Annotated in this window: 22 protein-coding genes and 1 tRNA gene; 13 read left to right on the top strand and 10 right to left on the bottom strand. The window is 70.5% G+C overall.

The genetic code is table 11. From position 1 onward, the window contains the following. Positions 1-20: 20 nt before the first annotated feature. Complete coding sequence (locus ABH923_RS10070) at positions 21-644, top strand: hypothetical protein (RefSeq protein WP_370055229.1); 624 nt, start codon at positions 21-23, stop codon at positions 642-644. A gap of 85 nt (positions 645-729) precedes the next feature. Here the strand turns inward: ABH923_RS10070 and ABH923_RS10065 are convergent, their stop codons facing one another. After that, the gene (locus tag ABH923_RS10065; protein WP_370055228.1) at positions 730-1512 is read right to left on the bottom strand and encodes a hypothetical protein; all 783 of its coding nucleotides are present in this window, start codon (positions 1510-1512) and stop codon (positions 730-732) included. A gap of 122 nt (positions 1513-1634) precedes the next feature. Between ABH923_RS10065 and ABH923_RS10060 the strand changes: the two genes are divergently transcribed. Continuing rightward, on the top strand, positions 1635-2033 hold the full coding sequence (locus ABH923_RS10060) for a hypothetical protein (RefSeq protein ID WP_370055227.1): 399 nt from the start codon (positions 1635-1637) through the stop codon (positions 2031-2033). Between the two features lie 19 nt (positions 2034-2052). Here the strand turns inward: ABH923_RS10060 and ABH923_RS10055 are convergent, their stop codons facing one another. Further along, positions 2053-2538, bottom strand: coding sequence for a MarR family winged helix-turn-helix transcriptional regulator (locus ABH923_RS10055; RefSeq protein ID WP_370055226.1), 486 nt, complete (start codon positions 2536-2538; stop codon positions 2053-2055). Positions 2539-2610: 72 nt separating this feature from the next. Here ABH923_RS10055 and ABH923_RS10050 point away from each other — a divergent pair, with 72 nt between their 5' ends. After that, entirely contained in the window at positions 2611-3180 is a 570-nt protein-coding gene (locus ABH923_RS10050) for an isochorismatase family protein (RefSeq protein WP_370055225.1), read from the top strand. A 28-nt stretch (positions 3181-3208) separates the two neighbouring features. On the opposite strand, the gene ABH923_RS10045 is transcribed toward ABH923_RS10050, so the two are convergent. Further along, positions 3209-4258: a LacI family DNA-binding transcriptional regulator gene (locus ABH923_RS10045; protein ID WP_370055224.1), complete on the bottom strand. Its 1050-nt coding sequence runs from the start codon at positions 4256-4258 to the stop codon at positions 3209-3211. A 66-nt stretch (positions 4259-4324) separates the two neighbouring features. Continuing rightward, entirely contained in the window at positions 4325-4891 is a 567-nt protein-coding gene (locus ABH923_RS10040; protein WP_370055223.1) for a CGNR zinc finger domain-containing protein, read from the bottom strand. Between the two features lie 116 nt (positions 4892-5007). Between ABH923_RS10040 and ABH923_RS10035 the strand changes: the two genes are divergently transcribed. The 6 genes from ABH923_RS10035 (at position 5008) to ABH923_RS10010 (ending at position 12348) form a co-directional block, all read left to right on the top strand. Next, entirely contained in the window at positions 5008-6018 is a 1011-nt protein-coding gene (locus tag ABH923_RS10035; RefSeq protein WP_370055222.1) for a DMT family transporter, read from the top strand. 85 nt (positions 6019-6103) lie between these two features. Beyond that, positions 6104-7156, top strand: coding sequence for a LacI family DNA-binding transcriptional regulator (locus tag ABH923_RS10030; protein ID WP_370055221.1), 1053 nt, complete (start codon positions 6104-6106; stop codon positions 7154-7156). Between the two features lie 76 nt (positions 7157-7232). After that, positions 7233-9101 (top strand): glycoside hydrolase family 2 protein, encoded by a 1869-nt coding sequence (locus tag ABH923_RS10025; RefSeq protein WP_370055220.1) that lies wholly within the window; start codon positions 7233-7235, stop codon positions 9099-9101. Positions 9102-9205: 104 nt separating this feature from the next. Next, on the top strand, positions 9206-10459 hold the full coding sequence (locus tag ABH923_RS10020) for an ABC transporter substrate-binding protein (RefSeq protein WP_370055219.1): 1254 nt from the start codon (positions 9206-9208) through the stop codon (positions 10457-10459). A 99-nt stretch (positions 10460-10558) separates the two neighbouring features. Then, a complete protein-coding gene (locus tag ABH923_RS10015) occupies positions 10559-11434 on the top strand; it encodes a carbohydrate ABC transporter permease (protein WP_370055218.1) in 876 nt (291 codons plus the stop codon). Further along, a complete protein-coding gene (locus ABH923_RS10010) occupies positions 11431-12348 on the top strand; it encodes a carbohydrate ABC transporter permease (protein ID WP_370055217.1) in 918 nt (305 codons plus the stop codon). Before ABH923_RS10015 ends, ABH923_RS10010 begins: the two co-directional genes overlap by 4 nt. Before the next feature lie 12 nt (positions 12349-12360). Here the strand turns inward: ABH923_RS10010 and ABH923_RS10005 are convergent, their stop codons facing one another. Further along, the gene (locus tag ABH923_RS10005; protein ID WP_370055216.1) at positions 12361-13182 is read right to left on the bottom strand and encodes an aldo/keto reductase; all 822 of its coding nucleotides are present in this window, start codon (positions 13180-13182) and stop codon (positions 12361-12363) included. A gap of 109 nt (positions 13183-13291) precedes the next feature. On the opposite strand from ABH923_RS10005, the gene ABH923_RS10000 reads away from it, so the two are divergent. Beyond that, positions 13292-13555, top strand: coding sequence for a hypothetical protein (locus ABH923_RS10000; protein ID WP_370055215.1), 264 nt, complete (start codon positions 13292-13294; stop codon positions 13553-13555). A gap of 79 nt (positions 13556-13634) precedes the next feature. Next, positions 13635-14513, top strand: a complete 879-nt coding sequence (locus tag ABH923_RS09995) for an NmrA/HSCARG family protein (RefSeq protein ID WP_370055214.1) — start codon at positions 13635-13637, stop codon at positions 14511-14513. A gap of 27 nt (positions 14514-14540) precedes the next feature. Here ABH923_RS09995 and ABH923_RS09990 read toward each other — a convergent pair whose 3' ends face one another. The 4 genes from ABH923_RS09990 to ABH923_RS09975 all read right to left on the bottom strand — a co-directional run bounded on the left by ABH923_RS09990 (position 14541) and on the right by ABH923_RS09975 (position 19221). Further along, on the bottom strand, positions 14541-16400 hold the full coding sequence (locus ABH923_RS09990) for a DEAD/DEAH box helicase (protein ID WP_370055213.1): 1860 nt from the start codon (positions 16398-16400) through the stop codon (positions 14541-14543). Next, complete coding sequence (locus ABH923_RS09985; protein WP_370055212.1) at positions 16397-17893, bottom strand: glyceraldehyde-3-phosphate dehydrogenase; 1497 nt, start codon at positions 17891-17893, stop codon at positions 16397-16399. Before ABH923_RS09985 ends, ABH923_RS09990 begins: the two co-directional genes overlap by 4 nt. 175 nt (positions 17894-18068) lie before the next feature. Beyond that, positions 18069-18374 carry a hypothetical protein gene (locus tag ABH923_RS09980; protein ID WP_370055211.1) on the bottom strand — a complete coding sequence of 102 codons (306 nt, stop codon included), beginning with the start codon at positions 18372-18374 and terminating at the stop codon, positions 18069-18071. 160 nt (positions 18375-18534) lie between these two features. Then, positions 18535-19221, bottom strand: coding sequence for an alpha/beta fold hydrolase (locus tag ABH923_RS09975; RefSeq protein ID WP_370055210.1), 687 nt, complete (start codon positions 19219-19221; stop codon positions 18535-18537). 158 nt (positions 19222-19379) lie between these two features. Between ABH923_RS09975 and ABH923_RS09970 the strand changes: the two genes are divergently transcribed. Next, positions 19380-22109: an AAA family ATPase gene (locus tag ABH923_RS09970; protein WP_370055209.1), complete on the top strand. Its 2730-nt coding sequence runs from the start codon at positions 19380-19382 to the stop codon at positions 22107-22109. An 11-nt stretch (positions 22110-22120) separates the two neighbouring features. Here the strand turns inward: ABH923_RS09970 and ABH923_RS09965 are convergent. After that, positions 22121-22194 (bottom strand) — tRNA-Gly (locus tag ABH923_RS09965). Between the two features lie 198 nt (positions 22195-22392). Between ABH923_RS09965 and ABH923_RS09960 the strand changes: the two genes are divergently transcribed. Beyond that, a complete protein-coding gene (locus ABH923_RS09960; protein ID WP_370055208.1) occupies positions 22393-22794 on the top strand; it encodes a hypothetical protein in 402 nt (133 codons plus the stop codon). The last annotated feature ends 8 nt before the right edge of the window (positions 22795-22802 follow it).

The following is a 22802-nucleotide window of genomic DNA, read 5'->3' as shown; positions in this document are numbered from 1 at the left end:
GGCGGCGCTAAGCTCGCGGCGTGACCGAGGGTGATGCGCCGGCGTTTGACGCCGGGCACGACGACGCGCCGCTCGTCGTGCCGCCGGGGGTGCCGCTACGGGTGAGCGACTGGCTGGTGCCTCCGCTGCTCCTCGCCGTTCCGGCCGTTGCGTTGGCGATGTTCCCGCCTGTCCCGTTCCTGAGGCCGTACGCGATCACAACCGCCTCGATCGTCGTCTTCTCCGCTCTGGCGTACTGGTTCTTCGGCTTCCGCGCATACACGCGCTGGGACGATTTCGACGTCCGATGGCTTCGGCGGTCCGGGTCGGCGGCCACCGCGGCGCTCGCGATCTTCGCGGCTCCGTACCTTCTCGGGATGACGAGCGCGGCCCTCTTCGCCGGCTCGGCGTACCGCCTCGCCGATGACCCCGCACCGGCGATCGAACGCGTGCGCTCAGCCCTGTCCCCCCGCGCATGGATACGACTGAAAGACATCGCCGCGACCGTCGGGGTCGTGGCCCTCGTGGGCCGCCCCCTCGCGTCAGCGTTCGGCTTCGGCATCCCGGCGCTGATCCTCGCCTTCGCCGCCGCGATCACCTTCGGTTTCGCGCTCCGCGCCCAACCCCGCGACCACGCGCCCCTCCCACCCCGCGAGCGCCGATAGGAAACGCCCGCGACACGCCCAAAGATCTCCTTCCGAACCCCGTTCGGAAGGAGATCCTGGCGTGTCTTCCTGTCGTACGACGGCGCTAGACCAGCGCCGCGCACTCCCCGACGGCCTTCCGCGCCGTATTCGGCGCGGCCCCCGAGTCGCCGAACTGCGCCGCGGGCGTGTTCCCGCTGCAGCTCAGCACGCCGCCGACCATGTTCGCCCCGATCTCCGTCGAGTCGAGGCCCTGGTCGGTTTGGTCCGGTGTTCCCGGGAAGTTGATGTTCAGCGGGTTCGCGTACATGTTCGAGACGGTCATATTGCCGCCGACCGTGTTGCGCAGGAGGCCGAACCAGCAGCCGGCCCAGCCCGTGAACGTCACATTGCCCGCGATGTGGCTGTCCTTCACCATCGTGTCGTTGCCGAAGCTCGTGCTCGGGTCGGGGTCGGTGCAGTTGCGGCCGGAGCCGCCGCCCTGGAACGTGACGTTCTTGCCGACCTGGCTGAAGAACATGTAGAGCGCGTGCGCGCCGGTCGCACTGACGTTCCCGCCTACGTGCGCGCCGTAGGCGAACAGGATCGCGCCGGTGCCGACGCTGAGGTTGCCGCCGATGGCCGAGCCGGAGAGCTGGAGGGCGGCACCGGGGTTGACGGTGACGTTGCCGCTGATCGCGACGCTGGGGTCGAGGCCGCAGAAGCCGGCGATCTGGACGTTCTTGTAGCTGCCGGGCGGCAGGGTGGCCGGCGCCTGGATCGAGCCGCCCGAACAGGTGGCGCTCCCGGGGGTCGCCGCCTGGGCGCCGGCGCCGGCGGCCAGCATAAGGCCGGTCGTGGTCGCGAGTGCGACTGCGAGGGTGAGCAGTCGTCGTGATGTGGTGCGCATGCCTACTCCTTTGTCACGCATCGGTGCATGCTGGAGCCGGATCGCCCCAGCATGAGGAATGCTCAGGTAATCGTTCACCTGTGCGGTGGCGATGTGCAACCCCGGGTCTACACTCGGGTCTCGTGGCCAGGAAGCATCGCTCCTCCCCGGACGAGGAGGCCGTCGAGCGCTACGAGTCCGTGCTCGCGACGGGCCAGCCGGACCAGCTCGTCCGGGTCCACGCCGAGGCGTTCGCCGCGCTGGCCGACGAGCAGTGCGCCGACCTGCGCACCCGGCTCGCAGAGAGCGTCGACGAGGCCGACCGCCCGGTCGACGACCGTCCCGAGTCCCTCGCCCGCGTCGCCACCGACCTGGAGGTCACGCGCCCCGGGAGCCTCGAGAGCGTCCTCGGCCCGCTGCTGCCGGTCGTCGCGGCCTCTGTCATGGCCTCGCCGGTCGCGATTGCGCTATTCCCCTACGGCTACGCCGCCGGGAGCAGCGTCTGGCAGGACGATGCCGACGACGACAGTCCGCTCCTGTGACGGCGGAGCCGAGCGAACTTCACGACGAGGCTGAGGCCTCGGCGCCTGCCTCTGAGGAGGCCGGCGCGGATCCGCGGGAGAGGAGCCGCAGCATCCGCCGCAGCTCCCCGGCATCCGCCGCCCCCAGCGGCCCCAGGAACTCCCCTTCCGCCGCCGCATACGCCGCCTCCGCCGCCGCATTCGTCGCCTGCCCGCTCGCGGTCAAGGCGATCTGATTGCGCCGACGGTCCGCCGGGTCGGGCCGGCGGGTCACGATCCCCTTGTCCTCGAGCGCGTCGAGCACCGCGACCATCGTGGTCGGGTCGACGCCGAGGAGGCCGGCGAGCGCCTGCTGCGACAGCGGCTCGCGCGCGGCGAGCACCCGGAGGACGCCGAACTCCTTGCGGTCGAGGCCGTGCGGTTCGAGTGCGGCGTCCGCGAGCGCCATCAGCCGCTGCTGGGCGTGCTTGAGGAGGTACGCGAGGAGTTCGCTCGGGTCGCCGGCCGCCGGCCTCTCGCTGGACATGCAGAAATCATAGCGTAGGCTGATCATCAGCGACACAAACGATTGTGCCTGCGAACGTTACAGGAGACCCGCATGAGCATCGAGCTCGAACAGACCCCCGCCCTCGTCGTCATCGACCTCCAGACCGGCATCCTGGGCTACCCCACGGCGCACCCGATCGAGCAGATCGTCGCCAACTCGGCGCAGCTCGCCGCGGCCTTCCGCGCGAAGGGCCTCCCGGTCGTGCTCGTGAACGTCGCAGGGACCGCGCCGGGCCGCACCGACCGCGGCAAGGCGACCGGGCGTGCAGGAGGGCAGTCCCTGCCCGCCGAGGCGACCGCGCTCCTCCCGGAGCTCGACCAGCAGCCGGGCGACATCACTGTCACCAAGCGCACGCTCGGCGCCTTCCTCTCGACCGACCTCGACGCCAAGCTGAAGGAGGCCGGCGCGACCCAGATCGTCCTGACCGGCGTGTCCACCACCTCCGGCGTCGAGTCCACCGCCCGCTCCGCGTACGAGCTCGGCTACCACGTCGCGTTCGTCACCGACGCGATGACCGACGCGCTGGAGGCGCACGAGGCCTCCATCGCCCACCAGTTCCCGAAGCTGGGCGAGCTGGGAACCACGTCCGAGGTGCTGGAGCTGGTGGCGGCGCGCTCCTAGCCGGCGCTGCCCCTACCCGGCGCTGACCCTACCCCGCGTCCGGGCGCACCGTGCTCGCGCCGACACGCATCCCCACCGGCAGCACGACGCGCTCGTGCCGGTGCCCCGGCTGCGCCTCGTCCAGCACCAGCCGGATCGCCTCCTCGCCCATCCGGTAGCCCGGCAGGGTGATGGAGGTCAGGCTCACCCAGTCGGAGTCCGCGCCGTCGTGGGTGCCGTCGAGCCCGATGAGCGCGACGTCCTCCGGGATGCGCACCTCCGGGTGCTGGCGCAGGACGCTGAGCGCGCCCAGCGCCAGCGCGTCGGTGATGCCGACGAAGGCGAAGCGTTCGCCGTCGGCCCGGTCGGCGAGGAGCCCTTCCATCGCGGACCGCCCGTGCTCGAACTGGAGACCCTCGGTGGTGACCTGGGTCAGCTCCAGGTCCAGGGTGGCGGCGGCCTCCTCGATTCCGCGGCGGCGGTCGGCGATGGGCTGGGCGGCGTCGGGCGGCGAGACGTAGCAGACGCGGCGCACGCCGATGCCGGCCAGGTGCTCGGCCGCGATCCGCCCGGCCTGCCGGTTGTCCATCAGCACGGAGCACCAGTCGCCCGGCTGGTCGTAGTTGATCACCACGATGGGGCGCACGTGGCCGCGGATGCGGTTGATTCCGTCCGTCGGGTCGCTCATCGCCGCGTAGAGGATGCCGCTCGTGCGCGCTTGGGCGAAGTAGTCGAGGAACTGGTCCTGCTGGTCGGACACCACCAGCGGCTCGAACGACTCGAATGCGTAGACGGCGTTGGCCATCAGCAGGCTCAGGCCCTTCCTGCCTGCGGTGATCTGCGCGCCGCGGGACATGTCCACGAACAGCCGGTTGAGGATGTCCGGCACGATGAGCCCGATGCCGTCGCTCCGGCTGCGCTTGAGGTCGCGCGCGGCGGCGTTGCGGATGTAGCCGAGCGACTCGATCGCCGCCCGCACCTTCTCCCTGGTGGCCGGCGCGACGCGGGACGGCTGGTTCAGCACGTTGGACACCGTCGCCAGGGAGACTCCCGCCGTCTCGGCGACGGCCTGCATGGTGGGCAGCTTCCCATCCGTCACTGCGTGTCCTCCGTCGTCATGGCGCACGGCGGCTCCTCGGGGTGGATCGGTCTGTCCGCCATCCTCTCACCTCGCGTGCGCCTCGTCCGCCTCCTGCCGCGCCCGGAACGCCACCATGTTCATCCGGTTGCCGCACCGCACGCTGCAGAACCGCTTGGACCCGTTGCGGGACAGGTCGAGCACCAGCCCGTCGCAGTCGAACGCGGCGCAGCTCCGCAGCCGGTCGTTCTCGTTGGAGCGGATGACGTCCACCAGCGCGAGCGCGACCTCCACCCGGATGCGTTCGGCGAGCGGCGCGTCCAGTGACGTGGCGTGCAGGTGCCAGTCGAAGCCGTCGTGCCGCATCAGGTAGGGGGAGGCGTGGGCGTCGGCGAGCATGGCGTTCACCTCGGCGACGGCGGCGTCGCGCTCCATCGTCCAGGCCCGGCGGAGGCGGTCCCGGGTCTCGTGCACCTGCCGGAGCTCGGCCTCGTCGCCGTCGATGCGTCCCGAGTACTGGTTCTCGTGCATCAACGCGACGAGCTGCGCCGGGGTGGCGAGCTCGTCCTCCCCGCTGCGGGAGGCCGTGGGGACGGTGTTGCACAGGACCACGGCGAACTGGAGGGCGTCCTCCGCGTCAGGGGCAAAATGCAAGTTGACTCCTTACCTTGCCGAGTACTAACGTCAGGATCATAACCCACTACGGTCCTGACGCCGGCCCTTTCCGCGCCGCCCGGACCCGCCCGACGCACGCAGGCAGGAGGCCTCCGATGGCACAGAACCAGACATCCAGGGGTCTCCTCATCGCGGTCGTCGCCGCCGCGTCGTTCGGCCTGTCCGGAGCGTTCATCAAGCCGTTGCTGGAGAGCGGCTGGTCGCCGGCCGCCGCGGTCACCGCGCGCGTGCTGATCGGCGGCGTCGTGCTGGCGCCGTTCGCGATCCTCGCCCTCCGCGGCCGCTGGGCCTCGCTCTGGCGGGGACGCTGGCGCCTGCTCGGGATGGCGCTGGTCGGCGTGGCCGGAACGCAGGTGCTGTACTTCGCCGCGATCGAGCGCATCCCGGTCGGGACGGCCATCCTGATCGAGTACCTGGCGCCGGTGGTGCTGGTGCTGTTCGTGTGGGCGCGCACCCGCCGGGCGCCGAAGGCCGTGGTCCTCGCCGGCTCGGCCGTCGCGATCGCCGGCCTGCTGCTCGTCGTCTCGCCCGGCGGCGGAAAGCCGCTCGACCTCGTCGGAATCGCCCTCGCGGTGACCGCGATGCTCGGCTGCGCCGGGTACTACATCATCGCCGCGCGCCCGTCCGACGGCCTCCCGCCCGTCGCCCTCGCTGCGGGCGGACTGCTCGCCGGCGGCGTGGCGCTGGCCGCGGTGAGCGCCACCGGCCTGCTGCCGTTCGTCGTGAGCACCCGCGATGTGGAGCTCTTCGGCGGCTCTGCGCCGTGGTGGGTTCCCCTCGCCGTGGTCGGTGCCCTCGCGACCGCGCTGGCCTACGCGTCGGGCATCACCGCCGCGAACATGCTGGGCTCCCGGCTGGGCTCGTTCGCCGGGCTGCTGGAGGTCGTGGCGGCGACGTTCTACGCGTGGCTGCTGCTGGGAGAGTCGCTGAACGCGCTGCAGCTGGTCGGCGGAGTCCTGATCCTGGGCGGCATCGCGCTTGTCCGGGCCGACCCAGTGACGCCCGCCCCCACCACCCCACCCACCTCCACCACCCTCGAGCCATCGAAGGGCACGTCGTTGTCACTTCCGGGCGTCCCAAGCGACAACAACGTGCCCCTCGGCTGACGGTCGGGGGCGCGCGTGTTCCGGATAGGATGAGCGCGGTTCTTTGCCACGAGGCAAAGCACGGGACGTGGCGGAGTGGGGGAGCATGGCGGCGACACGTCGTGAGGTGGCGGAGGCCGCGGGTGTCTCGGTCCGGACCGTCTCCAACGTCGTCAACGGCTTCGACCATGTCGCGCCGGCGACCCGGGAGCGCGTCCTCCGCGTCATCAACGAGCTCGAGTACCAGCCGAGCGAGCTCGCGCGCAGTCTCAAGGTCGGGCGATCCGGGCTCATCGGGTTGATGCTGCCCGAACTGGACACCGCCTACTTCGCCGAGCTCACCCGTGCTTTCGTCGAGGGTGGCGCCGAGCGCGGCCTGACCGTCGTCGTCGACCAGACCGACGGCGACCGGGAGCGCGAGCTCGCCCTGCTCCGCCGGACCGCGGGCGGTTCGCTCTTCGACGCGCTCGCCCTGAGCCCGCTCGCCCTGCGCGCGGAGGACCTGGAGGCGCTCGCCGCGGGGCCGCTCGTGTTTCTCGGCGAGGATGAGTTCCCGGGCTATGACAAGGTGATGATCGACAACTTCCAGGCCGCTCGGGAGGCTGTCGAGCATCTGCTCGCGCAGGGCCGCCGCCGCATCGCCGCGATCGGCGCCGAACGCAGCCATCGCGCCGCCAGCTCGCAGCGCCTCGAAGGCTACCGCGCCGCGATCCGCGCGCACGCCGACCTCGGCCTCCCCGAGATCGTGGAGTACGTGGAGGGCTTCCGCCGGCCGGAGGGCGCCGCCGCGATGCGCAGGCTGCTCGACAGCGGCGAACGGTTCGACGCGATCTTCTGCTTCTCGGATGCGCTGGCCCTCGGTGCGCTGCGGACCTTGCACGAGGCGGGGGTCTCGGTGCCGGACGACGTGGCGGTGGTCGGCTGGGACGACATCGAGGACGGCCGCTTCTCCATCCCCTCGCTCACGACGGTGAGCCCGGACAAGCAGTGGCTGGCGGACACGGCGCTCGACCGCATCGTGCGCCGGCTGGCGGGCGAGACGCTGGAGCCCGAGGTTCTCGTGGCGCCGCACCGGCTGGTCGTGCGGGAGAGCGCGCCGGTCGTCGAGGCGGGGGCGCGCGGGTCACGTACGCACCGGGCCTCTCCCACCGCCCGGTGACGCCGCTCTCCTGCGATTCCGCACATTTTCCACAATGTGTTTGCATCGAGGCAAATCGCGCGCTAGCATCCTGATCGTGTCATTTGCATCGAGGGAAATCGAACAGGGCGGCGACGCGGCCGTCGCGCAGGCCATCCCGCGCCCGGAGTACCCGCGCCCCCAGTTCGTGCGCGACCGCTGGCTGAACCTCAACGGCGTGTGGAGCTTCGGCTTCGGCGCCACGGAGGCCACGGAGGCTACGGAGGCCGCCGCTCCCACCGCCTGGACCCTCGACCGCGACATCCTCGTCCCGTTCGCCCCCGAGTCGGAGCGCTCCGGCATCGGCAGCACCGCATTCCACCCCGCGGTCCGCTACCAGCGCATCGTGGAGGTCCCGGCAGGCTGGGCCGACGACCGCCTCCTCCTCCACTTCGGCGCCGTCGACTTCGACACCACCGTCTGGGTGGACGACATCGAGGTCGGCCGGCACCGCGGCGGCTTCACCCCGTTCACGATCGACATCACGGATGCCGTCGCCCGCGCCGCCTCCACCCCCGCCTTCACCCTCTCCGTCCTCGCCGAGGACGACCACCTCACCGTCCAGGCGCGCGGCAAGCAGTCGCGCCGCCCCGAGAACTACGAGGCCTTCTACACGCGCACGACCGGCATCTGGCAGACGGTCTGGCTGGAGCCCGTCGCCCCCGCGCACTTCGGCCGCCCCGTCATCCGCCCCGACCTCCCCTCGTCGTCGTTCGCGGTCGAGCTCGACGTCGTCTCCCCGGCCGCCGGACTCACCGCACGGGTCGAGATCAGCGACGCAGACGGCCTCGTCGTCAGCCGCGAGCTGGACGTGACGGCGCAGGTGAAGCCGGTCCTCACCCTCCCGGTCCCCGCCGACCGCCTCCGCACCTGGTCACCCGAGGACCCGCACCTATACGCGGTGCGCTTCACCCTGCTGCGCGGCGAGACCGTGGTCGACGTCCTCGACAGCTACGCCGGGATGCGGACCATCGCCATCGACGGCCGCCGCGTCCTCCTCAACGGGCGCCCGGTCTTCCAGCGGCTCGTCCTCGACCAGGGCTACTGGCCCGACACCCTGATGACCGCGCCCAGCGACGACGCCCTCGTGGCCGACATCGAGCTCGGGATGGCCGCCGGCTTCAACGGCGCCCGCCTCCACCAGAAGGTGTTCGAGGAGCGCTACCTCTTCCACGCCGACCGGCTCGGCTACCTGGTCTGGGGTGAGTTCGCCGACTGGGGCGCCAAGGTCGGTCCCGGCGGCCCGCAGGAGCCCACCCTCTCGTTCGTCACCGAGTGGGTGGAGGCGCTCACGCGCGACCTGTCGCACCCGTCGATCGTCGGCTGGTGCCCGCTCAACGAGACCTTCCAGCCCATGACCGACCGGCTCACCGTCCTCGACGACGCCACCAGGGCGCTCTATGCGGTCACCAAGGCGATCGACCCCACCCGTCCGGTGATCGACGCGTCCGGCTACTCGCACCGGGTGCCCGGCGCCGACATCTACGACTCGCACCTGTACGAGCAGGACCCGGACGTCTTCGCACAGCGCATGGGCGGGCTCGCCGACGGCCGCCCGTACGTCAACACCGCGCTCGACGGCACCGAGTGGTCCGTCCCGTACGCCGGGCAACCCTACTTCTGCAGTGAGTTCGGCGGCATCTGGTGGTCGGACAGCGACCGCACCGGCGACGACTCCTGGGGCTACGGCGAGGCGCCGCGCACCCGCGAGGAGTGGATCGACCGGTTCCGCCGCCTCGTGGACACGCTGCTCGACGACCCCGGCATGTTCGGCTACTGCTTCACCCAGCTCACGGACGTCTTCCAGGAGAAGAACGGCGTGCTCGACTTCCGGCGCGTGCCGAAGTTCGACCTCCGGCTCCTGCGCGACATCCAGTCGCGACCCGCGGCCTACGAGCTCGACGACGTCCCGCCCCTCGATCGCTGATCGGAAGGCGGGCCAGGCTCCACAACCCCCGCACCACACACACCCCCGCACCACGCAACGCACCACCTGACAACACCAGGCACCTCACAAAGGAGTGGACACCCATGCGCACGAAACTGATCCTCGCCGCCGCCGCCGTCTCGGCGGTCGCGCTGGCGCTCGCCGGCTGCTCGTCGGGAGACGGCTCCAGCAGTGGCAAGACCACGCTGACCGTCGTCGGCTTCGAGGGCGGCGGCACGGAGCTCGCCGACATCCCCCAGATCAACGCCGACTTCCACAAGAAGTACCCGGACATCACGATCGACTACAAGTACGTCGCCAACGGCGAGTACGACCAGTACAACAACACCCGCCTCGCCGCCGGCACCGCCGCCGACGTCCTCATGACGAACGCGACCCGCGTGCAGCAGTGGCAGAAGCAGGGCTACCTCGCCGACCTCAGCGACCAGTCCTGGGTGAAGCAGATCCTCCCGAACGTCGCGCCGTTCGGTGCGATCGGCGGCAAGACCTACGCGCTCACGCAGCAGAACATCCCGATCGGCCTGTACGCCAACCTCGACATCCTGAAGAAGGCCGGCATCAGCCAGGTCCCGCAGACCTGGCCGGACTTCCTGGACGCGCTGCAGAAGCTGAAGGCCGCGGGCCAGCCGGGCCTCCTGCTCGCCGACCAGGGCGGCTGGACCAGCGAGCAGCTCTCGCTGGCGCTCGCCGCGAACCTGACGGACCCGACCTGGGGCCAGGGCTACGACGAGGGCAAGACCAACTGGAACCCGACCTTCACGCCGGTGTTCGACCACATCAAGCAGCTCCTGACCACGGGCGGCGTGGACGGCAAGCTGATGAACGGCATCGAGCCCTTCAACACCGGCAACGCGGACTTCGCCGCGGGCAAGTGGGCCTTCACCATCATGGGCGCGTGGGAGCTGCAGAACTTCCAGCAGAACGCGAAGTTCGACTTCTCGCTCAACCCGTTCCCCGGCGGCGACGCGGGCAGCAGCCCCTACGGCGTGACCTTCGTCGGCTCCGGCTGGGGCGTCAACGCCGCCAGCCAGCACACCGACGCCGCGAAGAAGTACGTCGCGTTCATGGCCGACCCGGCCAACGACAGCCGTTACCTGGCCGCGGAGAACTCGTTCACCACTCTGAAGAACGTGCCGAGCCCGACCATGGCGAAGGCGAGCGCCTACGTGGATGCCTTCAACGCCGGCCACTCGCAGGTCTCGCCGATCGAGTACCTGCACTTCCCGACCTACGAGCAGGAGTTCTGGAAGGTCGGCACGTCGCTCTTCAACGACCCGACGCAGTCGACGAGCTCGCTCCTGAAGCAGCTCGACCAGACGATCCCCAAGACGAAGTAGTCACAACGTCCCGGCTGGGGAGGCGCACACGCCTCCCCAGCCGGGCGATCACGCACCGCGTTCCACCGCACCGCAACACCCAGCCCGAAAGGCGACCCCATGCAGATCCGTGGCCGTTCCGCGATGGTGCTGATCGCGCCGGCAGCCCTCATCTTCGCCGTGTTCGTGATCTACCCGCTGATCCGCGGCGTGCAGCTCAGCTTCACCGACGCGATCGGGCCGAGCGGCGGCAACTTCGTCGGGCTGAAGAACTACCTTCATGCCCTGTCGGATCCGACCGTCCTGCACGCGCTCGGCAACACCATCGTCTACACGATCGTGGTGGTCGTCGTGCAGAACGGCCTCGCCCTCCTGGTCGCGTTCTGGCTGTTCAAGCTGGAGCGGGTCCGCAACTTCGTCCGCGCCGGCCTCCTGCTGCCCGCGATGATGGCGTTCGTCGCCGTCGGCTACCTCTGGTCGTACATGTACTCCCCGCTCGGCGGCCCGATCGACGCGGTCATGGACGCCCTCGGCCTCCACGCGCTCGAGCCGATCTGGCTCGGCGACCCGCACACGGCGCTGATGTCGATCGCGGCCATCTACATCTGGATGTTCCTCGGCTACACCGCCACGATCTACCTGGCCAACTACATGGCCATCGACCCAGCGCTGATCGAGGCGGCGAACCTCGACGGCGCCGCCGGCTGGCGCCGGTTCTGGAGCATCGACTGGCGGCTGCTCGCGCCGTCGTTCACCATCAACATCACGCTGAGCGTCATCGGGTCGCTGCGGGTGTTCGACCTGCCGTTCATCATGACCCAGGGCGCGCCCGCGGACGCGACGCAGACCCTCAGTCTCGTCATCTACAACAACAGCTTCGCGAACTACCAGTTCGCCTACGGCACCACGCTCGCCGTCCTGCTGCTGATCCTCACGATCGTCGTGGGCGTCACGCAGGCGACGCTGCTGCGCCGACGGGAGGCCGACCTCGCATGACCGCACTCATCAGCCGGGAGACCGAGCCCACTGCACCCAGGGCCGCCGCCGAGAAGCCGACCGGCCGCGCCCCGCGCTTCCGCTCCCGCCGGTTCCGTTCGCGCGCGTCCACCGCGATCGCCTCCGTCATCCTGCTCGCGTTCACCGCGGTCGTCCTCACCCCGATCTGGGTGCTCGTCATGGTGTCGCTCCACCACGGCAGCGCGGCCCCGTCGAACCCGTTCGCCCTCCCGGCGCCGATCGACTTCCAGAACTACGTCAACGCGTTCGAGAACATGCACTACCTGCGCAGCGTGGGGAACACGCTCATCATCACGCTCGCCACGGCCGTGATCACGGTGTTCTCGGCCTCCCTGGCGGCGTGGGCGATCGTCCGGCACACCCGGCGCTGGACGCGCACGCTGTACCAGCTCTTCGTCTCGGGCCTCACCATCCCGATCTTCGTGGTGCTCACCCCGCTGTACGAGGTGATGCAGAAGCTGCACCTGCTGGACAGCTACGTCGGCATCGTGCTCGCCTACACCGCGACGATCATGCCGTTCGCCGTCTTCTTCTTCGCCGGCTTCCTGCGCACGGTGCCGCCGGAGCTGGAGGAGGCCGCGGCCGTCGACGGCGCCGGGCTCCTCCGCACCTACTGGAAGATCGTCTTCCCGCTGCTCCGCCCCGCCACGGCGACGCTCGCGATCTTCGTCATCCTGCAGGTCTGGAACGACCTCATCCTCCCGCTCGTGCTGCTTTCGTCGGACGACAAGCAGACCGTGACGCTCGCCGTCTACGCGACCATCGGGACCCACACCATGAGTCCTGAGCAGCTCCTGCCGACGCTCGTGCTGGGCGTGCTGCCGCTGTTCGTGGTGTTCCTCGCGCTGCAGCGGTATGTGGTGGCCGGTATCGCGGTGGGCGCGGGCAAGTAGCCGGGCGGACGCTCAGCGGCCGGCTGCGGTCAGCGCGTCGAGCGCCGCCACATCCTCCGCGCTCAGCTCGAAGTCCAGCTCGGCGTTCTCCGCGATCCGGTGCGGCGTCGTGGACTTCGGCAGGGGGAGGACGTCCTTCTGCAGCAGGTAGCGGAGGCTGACCTGCGCGCCGGTCTTGCCGTACTTCTCCGCGATCACGGCGATGTCCTCGTCCCCGATCAGCCGCCCGGTCGCGAGCGGCGAGTAGCCCTCGACGAGGATGCGGCGCTCCTGGCAGTAGGCCGTCGTCTCGGGCTGCGTGTGCCCGACGAACCAGCGGATCTGGTCGACGTGCGGCACCACGCTCGTCCCGCCGATGAGCGACTCCAGGTCGGAGACGACGAAGTTGCTCACCCCGATGGAGCGGGTCCGGCCGGCGTCGTACAGCTCCTCGAACACCTTCCACACTTCGATGTTCCCTGCACGGTGGTCGCTGCCCTGGTGGTTCCACGGCCACGGCGCGTGGATGAGATAGAGGTCGATCGGCCCGAGGTCCAGGAGCTCGGACGACCGCTCGAACGCGTGGCGTGCGCCCGCGGCGTCCTTCACCTCAGCCGGGCACTTGGTCGTGATGAACACGTCCTCGCGCGGGAGGCCGCTGTCCCGCACCGCCCGCCCCACGCTCGCCTCGTTGCCGTACGCGCGCGCCGTGTCGATGTGCCGGTAGCCGGCGTCGAGCGCCGTGCGCACCGAGTCGTAGGTCAGCGGGCCGTCCGGGATCTGCCAGGTGCCGAACCCGACCTTCGGGATCTCGACGCCGTTGGACAGGGCGAAGGTGTCGGTGAGGACGGGCATAGGGGGTCTCCTTTCGGCGGGCGGATGCGGGCCATCGTAGACCCGGTGGGTTTCGGGACGCCGGGACCGTCATTGCCACCGGCTCCACCCCGTCGGTAGCATCCGAGCCATGTCCACCGATGAGCGCAGGCCGAAGATCCGCCGGACGCCGAACCTCGCGATCACCGTCCTCGTGACCATCTACGTCGTCGCGCTGATCAGCGCGGTCGTCCTCTACTTCGTCGGGTTCGCCATCCGCGGGACCGACGCCGCCGGAGCCGCGGACGTGTTCGCCTGGGGCAACCGGCTCGGCGTGCTCGGGGTGTTCGGCGGGATGCTGCACCTCGCGGTGGGCGCCGTCCGGCACATCGTGGAGGACAACGCGCACAGGTGACCGGGCGCGGCGGCGCTCCGGGTGTTCCGCACCGGCCGATCGGGGTCTACGGTCGCGGTGGACACCCCGAGGAGGACGCATGAGCACCGAACGCACTCCAACGACAGATCGCCTGATCGCGGTCGTCGGAGCCACGGGCCAGCAGGGTGGCTCGGTGGTCGACGCGTTGCTGGAGCGCGGCGCACGCGTCCGCGCCCTCGTGCGCGACCCCGATGCTCCGGCCGCCCGGCGCCTCGCCGACCGCGGCGTGGAGCTCTCGGCCGGCGATCTGGACGACCCCGCTTCGCTCGACCGCTTCTTCGCCGGAGTCGACGGAGCGTTCGCGATGACCACGCCACGCGGCGGGATCGAGCACGAGACGGCCTCCGGGATCGCCGCGGCCGACGCGGCCGCCCGCGCCGGGGTGCCGCACTTCGTCCTCAGCTCGGTCGGCGGTGCGGAGCGGCACACCGGCATACCGCACTTCGAGAGCAAGCGCCGTGTGGAGGAGCACCTGGACGCGCTCGGCCTGCACCGCACGATCATCCGGCCCGTGTTCTTCATGGACAACCTCGCGGCGCGGTCGGTCAGCGTCGAGGACGGCGAGGTCGTCGTCCGGATGGCGCTGCCCGCGGACGTGCCGCTGGAGATGGTCGCCGTGCGTGACATCGGGCGCGTGGCGGCGGCGATCCTGCTGGGTGGCACGCCGGTCGAGGGGTCGAGCCTGGAGATCGCGGGAGACCGCCTCACCGGGGAGGAGATCGCCGCGACCATCGGGGCCTACGCGGGCCTCCCCGCCCGGTACGAGGCGCTGCCGCTGGAGGCAGTCGCGTCGTTCGGCGACATGGCGCAGATGTTCCGCTGGTTCGCGGAGACGCCGGCGTACCAGGCCGACTTCGAGGCGACGCGCGAGGTCGACCCGGAGCTGCTCGACCTCCCGGGATGGCTGGTGCAGTCGGGGTGGATGCCCGGGAGCTGACCCGACGCCGGCGTCAGTCGGCGGACGTCAGCTGTGCCGCGGCTTGCGCGCCGGCCGGTCGTCGCGCGCGGGCCGGTCGTCCCGTCCGCGGCGCTGCTCCCGCGGCCGGCGGTCCTCCCACTCGCCGCGCTGACGCCGCGCCCCCGGCCCGTTGTCCGGCCGGATCTCGATCAGCTTGCCGCTGATCCGGGTCCCGGACAGCCGGGAGAGCGTGTCGCCCGGGAGGTCGGCCGGCAGCTCCACGAGCGAGAAGTCGGGCATGATCTTGATGTGGCCGAAGTCCTCCCGGCTCAGGCCGCCCTCGTTGGCGAGGGCGCCGACGATCTGGCGCGGCTCCACCTTCTGCCGCTTGCCGACCTCGATGCGGTACGCCGCCATCGCCTTGTCGCTGCGCTCGCGTCGCGGACCGCGCTCACCCCGCTCAGCGCGCCCGCCGCGGTCGTCGCGTCCGGCCGAGCGGGTGTCGCGCCCATCCCGCTCCACGCTCCGCGCCAGCGGGTCGTCCGGGTTCAGCAGCAACGGCTCGTCGCCCTGCGCCACGACCGCGAGCGCCGCCGCGACGTCGGCCTCCGGTACGTCGTGGTGCTCGACGTAGTGGCCGATGATGTCGCGGAACCGCGTGACCCGCTCGACCTGCGCCAGCGCCGCGGTGATCGCGTCGTCGAAGCGCGCGAGCCGGGTGACGTTGATGTCGTCCACGCTCGGCAGCTGCATCTGCGTGAGCGGCTGGCGGGTCGCCTTCTCGATGGCCGTCAGCAGACGGCGCTCGCGCGGGGTGACGAAGCTGATCGCCGCGCCGCTGCGTCCCGCGCGGCCGGTGCGGCCGATGCGGTGCACGTACGACTCGGTGTCGACCGGGATGTCGAAGTTGACGACGTGGCTGATCCGCTCGACGTCGAGGCCGCGTGCGGCGACGTCGGTGGCGACCAGGATGTCGAGCTTGCCCGACTTGAGCTGCTCGACCGTCCGCTCGCGCTGGGCCTGCGCCACGTCGCCGTTGATCGCCGCCGCCGAGTAGCCGCGGGCGCGCAGCCGCTCGGCCAGCGTCTCGGTCTCGTTCTTGGTGCGGACGAAGACGATCATCCCCTCGAAGTTCTCGACCTCGAGGATGCGGGTGAGCGCGTCCACCTTCTGCGGGTACGAGACGACGAGGTAGCGCTGGGTGATGTTGGGGGAGGTCGAGGTCTTGGTCTTGACCGTGACCTCTTCGGGATCGTGCAGGTACTTCTGGGAGATGCGCCGGATCGAGGCGGGCATCGTCGCCGAGAACAGTGCGACCTGCTTGTCGTCCGGGGTGTCGGCGAGGATCGTCTCCACGTCCTCCGCGAACCCCATCTTCAGCATCTCGTCGGCCTCGTCGAGCACGAGGTAGCGGAGTTCGGAGAGGTCGAGCGTGCCCTTGTCGAGGTGGTCCATGATCCGGCCGGGCGTGCCGACGACGATGTGGACGCCGCGCCGCAGCGCCGAGAGCTGCACGCCGTAGCCCTGGCCGCCGTACACCGGCAGCAGGTGCACGCCGCGCAGATGAGTGGCGTAGCTCTCGAACGCCTCGGCGACCTGCAGGGCCAGCTCGCGGGTGGGCGCGAGCACGAGCGCCTGCGGCGTCTTCTGCGACAGCTCCAGCCGGGACAGGATCGGGAGGGCGAACGCCGCCGTCTTGCCCGTGCCGGTCTGGGCGAGCCCGACGACGTCGCGGCCCTCCAGCAGCAGCGGGATGGTCGCCGCCTGGATGGCCGACGGCGTCTCGTAGCCGAGCTCTTTCACGGCCTTCAGGACGTGGGCGTCGAGGCCCAGGTCCGCGAAGGTGAGGGAGGCCTCCGTCTCGGCGGGGTCGCCGGTGCTCGTCGTGTCGGCTTCGGTCTCGGCTGCGTTCTCGGGGGTGCTCACCCTTGAACGGTAGTCGCCCCCTCCAGCAACCGCACCTCCGCGCGCGGCGGGACGACCGCGGGATGCGTCCCCGCCATCCGCTCCAGCACTCGCACGACCTGGCAGGAGTAGCCGTATTCGTTGTCGTACCAGACGTACAGGACGAGGTTGGTCCCGTCGGCGATGGTGGCGAGGCCGTCGACGATCCCGGCGCGGTGGGAGCCGACGAAGTCGCTGGAGACGACCTCCGGGGACTCCACGTAGTCGATCTGCTGGCGCAGCTGCGAGTGCAGCGACACCCTGCGCAGGTAGTCGTTGACCTGCTCCTTCGTCGCCGGCCGCTCCAGCGTCAGGTTGAGGATCGCGAGGGAGACGTCCGGCGTGGGAACGCGGATGCTGGAGCCGGTGAGCTTGCCCGCGAGCGACGGCAGCGCCTTCGCGACCGCTTTCGCCGCCCCGGTCTCAGTGATCACCATGTTGAGCACCGCCGACCTCCCGCGCCGGTCGCCCTTGTGGAAGTTGTCGGTGAGGTTCTGGTCGTTCGTGAACGAGTGGACCGTCTCCACGTGCCCGCGCACGATCCCGTACGCCTCCTCCAGCGCCTTGAGCACCGGGGTGATCGCGTTCGTGGTGCAGGACGCCGCCGAGACGATGCGGTCGGCGTCGGTGATCGTGTCGTCGTTGATGCCGTGCACGATGTTCTTCAGCGGCGACTTGCCCGGCGCCGTCAGCAGGACCCGCGCGACGCCCGGGCTGGCCAGGTGCTGCGCGAGGCCGGCCTCGTCCCGCCAGCGGCCGGTGTTGTCGACCACGATCGCGTCGCGGATGCCGTAAGCGGAGTAGTCGATGGTGGTCGGGTCGTCCGAGTAGATGACCTGGATGCGGGTGCCGTTGGCCACGAGGACGTCGTGCTCGTGGTCGGCGGTGACCGAGCCGGGGAACGGCCCGTGCACCGAGTCGCGGGCGAGGAGGCTGGCGCGCTTGTCGAGGTCGTTGTCCGACCCGCGCCGCACCACGATCGCCCGCAGGCGCAGCCCGTTCCCGTTGCCGGCGTGGTTGATGAGGATGCGTGCGAGCAGCCGCCCGATGCGGCCGAAGCCGTAGAGCACGACGTCGGTCGGCCCGGCGGCGTAGGTGGAGTGGGCGTTGTCGAGTTCGGCCCGCACCCGGGCCTCCACGTCAGCGACGTCCAGCCCGCGCACCGACATGGCGAGCCGCGCGACGTCGATGGAGGCCGGCGCCGGCGCGATCCCGAGCAGCGCGGTGAGCACCGTCGCGGTCTCCTGCAGCGTCAGCTCCTCGTGCCCGAGCTCGCGCGCGCGGTCGTGCACCGAGATGACGCCGGTGGCGGACAGGTTGATGAGACGGTGGCCGTGGATCGAGGTGACGACGCCGTGATCGCGGTAGAGGCGCCCGATGAGCGGGATGAGCTGCTCGGCCTGCACCTCCCGTGCGACCCATGCCGCGCGGTGGGACTCGAAGGCGTGCGGGTGGTCGGTGTTGAAGGTGGTCACGCTCGGTACTCAGGGCCCTTCCGCGTCGGATGAACGCGTCTGTTCGTCGGCTGCGGAGGTCGCCCGCACTGCGACCGTAACGGGCGAACACCGGTTCTTGGCGCGAATGAGCACCGAAAGATCCGGCGATCTTTCGCTTCCGGCAAGAACCGGGTGGTTCTGCCGCGCAGGAACCCTAGAACTTATCGGGCGAGTCGATCTTCTCCCCGGCGAGCACCTGCGGCGGAGCGCTCGGGTCGCCCCCGACGGAAGCGATGAAGGCCTGGAGGTCCGGGGCGGCGAAGAACGTGCGGAACGCGTCCTGCGTCTCCCACTCGTCCATGATGACCACGAAGCCGTCACCGACGGCGAACTGGTGGTGCAGCGCACCGGCCGCCTTGGCACGATCCGCGATCTCCCGATACTCGCCGGCGCGCTCGGTGAGCGAGCTCGTGAACGCCGCGGTGTCGCCGGTGAACCGGGTTGCGATGAGGACAGACATGAGGGGTACCTCCTACGGTCTCCCCCGGAACGGTGCCGACGCTAGCAACGGGGTGGAGGGGCGGCAATGGGGACGGAAGGTTCTACCCGTCCATGTGACGAACGCCGCTGGACGGCCGCTCCGCCTCCACCGCCGCCCCTGCTGGTGCCACCGGCCGACGTCAGCCGGTGACGGACATGGCCGCCGTGCGGATGAGGTCCGCGACGACGCGCGGCTGGGAGACGTAGATGGCGTGACTGCCGGGCGTCTCGGCGACCGTCGAGCCCATCCTCTCGGCCATCGTCGCCTGCGCCGCCGGCGGGATCATCCGGTCCTCCGTGACGTGGAGGTACCAGCTCGGCTTGGCGTGCCACGCGGCCTTGGTCACCACGCCGCCGAGTGCTTCGAGCCCCCACGGCACCTGCGAGTCCGCCATGAACGCGGCCTCGCCGGGGGAGACGTCGCCGGCGAACGAGCCGGCGAACTTCTCCCGGTCGAGAAAGAGGTAGCCGTTGACGGGAGGGAGGATGGGCGGCTGCGGGCCGTCCGTGGGGAAGGTGCCCAGCAGGGTGTTGACCGACTCGCCCTGGTCGGGCGCGAACGCGGTCACGTAGACCAAGGCGGCGACGTTGTCGTGGTTGCCGGCCTCGGTGATGACCGCGCCGCCGTAGGAGTGGCCCACGAGAACGACGGGGCCTTCCGCTGCGTCGAGGATGTCGCGGGTGGTCGCCGCGTCGTCGGCGAGGGACTTGGTGGCGTTCTGGACGACGCGGACCCTGAAGCCGTCGGCGGTCAGGTCGTCGTACACACCGCTCCAGCCCGCTCCGTCGACGAATCCGCCGTGGACGAGGACGATGGTGGGTTTCATGGTGACTCCTTCCGAGTCTGTTGGGACACGGGCGAATCTAGGCGGGTAGCTCGCGCCGCGAATCTGTCAGACGACTTAACCGGGTGACGTAGCCGACGTCGGGTGTCCGCCGGATTCGCCCGTGTGCAGGAGCCCGCCGCGCCGCTAGAGTCGGGCTCGTGCCGGGATGGGGATCGACGACGATGCTCGTGGGCCGCGAGCGGGAGCTCACGGCGCTGCGTCGGTTCGTCGCGGAGTCGTCCGTGGTCGGCGGCGCGCTGCTCGTCGTCGGCGAAGCAGGCGTCGGCAAGACAGCGCTCCTGAACGCGGCGACCGCGGACGCCGCCACCGTCGGCGTGCGTGTGCTTCATGCCGGCGGGGTCGAGTTCGAGGCCGAGGTGACCTTCGCCGGGCTGCATCAACTGCTGGCGCCCCTCACGGCGGAGATCGCGACGTTGCCTGCGCTGCAGCGGCACGCGATCGAGGTGACCCTCGGGCTGGCGGACGGATCGCCGGCCGACCCGCTCACGCTGGTGAACGCCGTGATCGGCTTGCTGGTGCAGGCCGGCCGTGACGGCCCGATGCTGCTGGCGATCGACGACCTGCAGTGGCTCGACCGGGCGAGCGCGACCGTGCTCGCGACCCTGGCGCGCCGTCTGACGGGCTATCGGATCGGGCTGCTGGGCGTGCTGCGCGCCGGCGAGGTCAGTGTGTTCCAGGGCGCCGGTCTGCCGGAGTTCGCGGTCGGAGCCCTCGAAGACGCCGCTGCCGCCGAACTGCTGGACGCCGCCTTCCCGGATCTGCCGCCCCGCGACGCGTCCCAGGTCTTGACCGAAGCCGAGGGCAACCCCCTGGCCCTCATCGAGCTGCCGACGCGGGAGGAGCCCGGGGCCACCGACCCGGGGGAGTCCCGCACGCCGGTGGGCCGGCGGCTGCGGCTCCACTTCGCCCGGACGATCGACGCCCTCCCGCCCGAGACCAGGGAGCAACTGCTGCTGACCGCTCTGGACGGGTCCGGCGACGTGTTCCCGGTCGTCTCGCTCGCCGGGCTGGAGCCGGCCGAGCGGGCGCGCCTCGTCCGCATTCACCCCGTGACGCACGGAGTGCAGTTCCGGCATCCGCTCATGCGGTCGGCCGTGGTGGAGCGTGCGACAGAGGACGAGCGACGCCGGGCGCATCTCCTGCTGGCCGATCGTCATCCCGCCGACTCGCAACGTCGTGCCTGGCACCTGGCCGAGGCGGCGACGGGGCCGGACGAGGCGATCGCCATGCTGCTGGAGCAAGCCGCACTCACCGCCAAGGGTCGCGGCGACCCGGTGGGCGCGATCGAACTACTGCTGCGTGCGGCGGAGCTGAGCCCCGCACCGGAGGACAACTCCCGCCGGGCGATGTTCGCGACGTATCTCGGCGCGGACGTGACCGGGGACTTGACCGTCCCGCAGCTCCTCACCCGAGGCGCCGTCGTCGGGGAGGGCCGCTCTGTCGCCGCGGCCGTCGCCGCCGCGGCCTACCTGGTGAACGGCGGAGGCGACGTCGACACCGTCCACCGCTTGTTGATGAGTGCCCTGCGGAGCGTTCGCGCCCCGATCGCGGAGTGGGACGCGCCGCTGCTCGAGATCGTGTACGTGCTGAACGCCAACTGCTCGTTCGGGTCGCGCGCAGACCTGGTCGCGGACTACAGGGCAGCGGTCGCACGCCTGGGGCTGGAACCGCCTGCGGGGCTGCGCCTGCTCGGCGCCACTTTCCTGGAGCCCGCCCGGCTCGCGCTGCCGGAGCTTCCGGCACTCGACTCCGCGATCGAGGCGATAGACGCGCAGACCGATCACGCGAACGCGGTCCGCCTGGGCATCGCTGCGTTGTACGTCGACCGGCTCGCCGGGTGCCGCGGGGCGCTCGAGCGCGTGCTCGACCACGGCCGCGCCGGCGGGGCGATCGCCTCGGCTATCAAAGCCTTCGCGCTCCTGAGCTTCGACGGACTCCTCTCCGGGGAGTGGGAGCGAGCGCTGAGGCTGGCCGACGAAGGCCTCGTGATCACTGCACAGCACCATTACCGGTTGCTCGGCGGATTCCTGCAGTACGACCAGGCCATGGTGGCCGCCGCTCGGGGGGATCGCGAACTCGTGCAGCGCGTGACCGACGAACTCGTCGGCTGGGCCGCTCCCAACCGGGTGGGATTCGTCCTTCAGCTCGCCGCGCATGCGCGGTCGGTCGCGGCACTCGGCGACGGCGACTACGAGACGGCCTATCGCCACGCGCTCGACGTCTGCTCGCCGTCGACCGTCCCCGCGTTCAAACCCGCGGCGCTGTGGGTGCTCTTCGACCTCGTCGAGGCGGCCGTCCGTGCGGGACGAACGGACGAAGCACGAACGCACGCGACCGACATCGACGCGTCAGGCGTCGCCGGGATCTCGCCGCGACTCGCCCTCATCACCGCCGGGGCATCGGCCCTCGTCAGCGACGACGACGGCTTCCGCGACGCCTACCGGAGGGCGCTGGCGACGCCCGACGCCGGACGGTGGCCGTTCCTCCAGGCGCGCATCGAGCTGGCCTACGGCGAACGCCTGCGACGAGCGAAGCACACGACGGACGCCCGGGCGGTGCTGACCCAGGCCCTCACCACGTTCGAACGGCTCGGCGCCGAACCGTGGGCGTCGCGCGCTCGCACCGAGTTGCGCGCGAGCGGGCTCGCCCTCGACCGAGCGGGCGACGGTGCTGCCGCGGACCTCACACCGCAACAACGGGAGATCGCCGAGCTGGCCGCCGCCGGGCTGAGCAACCGGCAGATCGGCGAGAAGCTCTTCCTCTCGCCCCGAACGGTCGGCGCCCACCTCTACCAGGTCTTCCCGAAGCTGGGCGTGACATCCCGCGCCGGGCTGCGCGACGCGCTCGCCGATCGCGCCGCTCGCTGAGACGTCGAATGTGGAGCGAGTGACGGGAATCGAACCCGCGCTATCAGCTTGGGAAGCTGAAGTTCTACCATTGAACTACACTCGCGTGGCCTCGAATCCCAGTAAAACGCTGGGAAAATAGGCTTCCGCCCACACTACCCGCTCAATGGTTATTGGCCAAACTCACCGTTTACTCACCGCTTTGGGAATCGTTGGCCGTTCAAACCACGCGTGGTGGGTCGATCCGAACTAGCTCCCGGGGTCAATCTTGGGAGGTTCAGGGGTACAGAGGACACTTGGGACCGTGAATGTCCAGTTGCCCAGTCCCCGCCCCTTCGGCGTCTCATCCGAGGAGGCGATTGAGTTGTGCAGGGAATGGATGATCTATCTCGGCGCAGCAGATGCGGTTGTTGCTTCAGGCATGACTCGCGAGTCGTGTGACATCTATAGCTCCGGTTTCCTTGCCTGGGTTGACAACTCCCGCGGAAACCTCGACATCGACGTCGTTGAGAAGGCCGCCGGACTGGCCGCGGCGGATGGACGTCAACCGCTCATCTTCCTGCGCGGCGGCGTTCGTCCCGTTGCGCGAGAGCGCGCGGACGCTCTTGGCGTGGCCCTGCTCAATTACCGCGAACGGGACAGCTCGCTTGATGGTAGGAGTCGGCGCGGACGGGAAGTCGTCGCAACAGGATTGGGTGGCCAATAGTCTGCCTG

The organism is Leifsonia sp. EB41 (assembly GCF_041262565.1).
Lineage (GTDB): Bacteria > Actinomycetota > Actinomycetes > Actinomycetales > Microbacteriaceae > Leifsonia.
Note: the sequence above shows the minus strand (reverse complement) of the source record. Positions and strands in the feature narration are given on the sequence as shown.

Excerpts from the sequence above, each read along its gene's own strand:
- ABH923_RS10065 (WP_370055228.1), bottom strand. The coding sequence starts at position 1,512 with ATGCGCACCACATCACGACGACTGCTCACCCTCGCAGTCGCACTCGCG.
- ABH923_RS10055 (WP_370055226.1), bottom strand. The coding sequence starts at position 2,538 with ATGTCCAGCGAGAGGCCGGCGGCCGGCGACCCGAGCGAACTCCTCGCG.
- ABH923_RS10050 (WP_370055225.1), top strand. The coding sequence starts at position 2,611 with ATGAGCATCGAGCTCGAACAGACCCCCGCCCTCGTCGTCATCGACCTC.
- ABH923_RS10035 (WP_370055222.1), top strand. The coding sequence starts at position 5,008 with ATGGCACAGAACCAGACATCCAGGGGTCTCCTCATCGCGGTCGTCGCC.
- ABH923_RS10030 (WP_370055221.1), top strand. The coding sequence starts at position 6,104 with ATGGCGGCGACACGTCGTGAGGTGGCGGAGGCCGCGGGTGTCTCGGTC.
- ABH923_RS10020 (WP_370055219.1), top strand. The coding sequence starts at position 9,206 with ATGCGCACGAAACTGATCCTCGCCGCCGCCGCCGTCTCGGCGGTCGCG.
- ABH923_RS10015 (WP_370055218.1), top strand. The coding sequence starts at position 10,559 with ATGCAGATCCGTGGCCGTTCCGCGATGGTGCTGATCGCGCCGGCAGCC.
- ABH923_RS10010 (WP_370055217.1), top strand. The coding sequence starts at position 11,431 with ATGACCGCACTCATCAGCCGGGAGACCGAGCCCACTGCACCCAGGGCC.
- ABH923_RS10005 (WP_370055216.1), bottom strand. The coding sequence starts at position 13,182 with ATGCCCGTCCTCACCGACACCTTCGCCCTGTCCAACGGCGTCGAGATC.
- ABH923_RS10000 (WP_370055215.1), top strand. The coding sequence starts at position 13,292 with ATGTCCACCGATGAGCGCAGGCCGAAGATCCGCCGGACGCCGAACCTC.
- ABH923_RS09995 (WP_370055214.1), top strand. The coding sequence starts at position 13,635 with ATGAGCACCGAACGCACTCCAACGACAGATCGCCTGATCGCGGTCGTC.
- ABH923_RS09980 (WP_370055211.1), bottom strand. The coding sequence starts at position 18,374 with ATGTCTGTCCTCATCGCAACCCGGTTCACCGGCGACACCGCGGCGTTC.
- ABH923_RS09975 (WP_370055210.1), bottom strand. The coding sequence starts at position 19,221 with ATGAAACCCACCATCGTCCTCGTCCACGGCGGATTCGTCGACGGAGCG.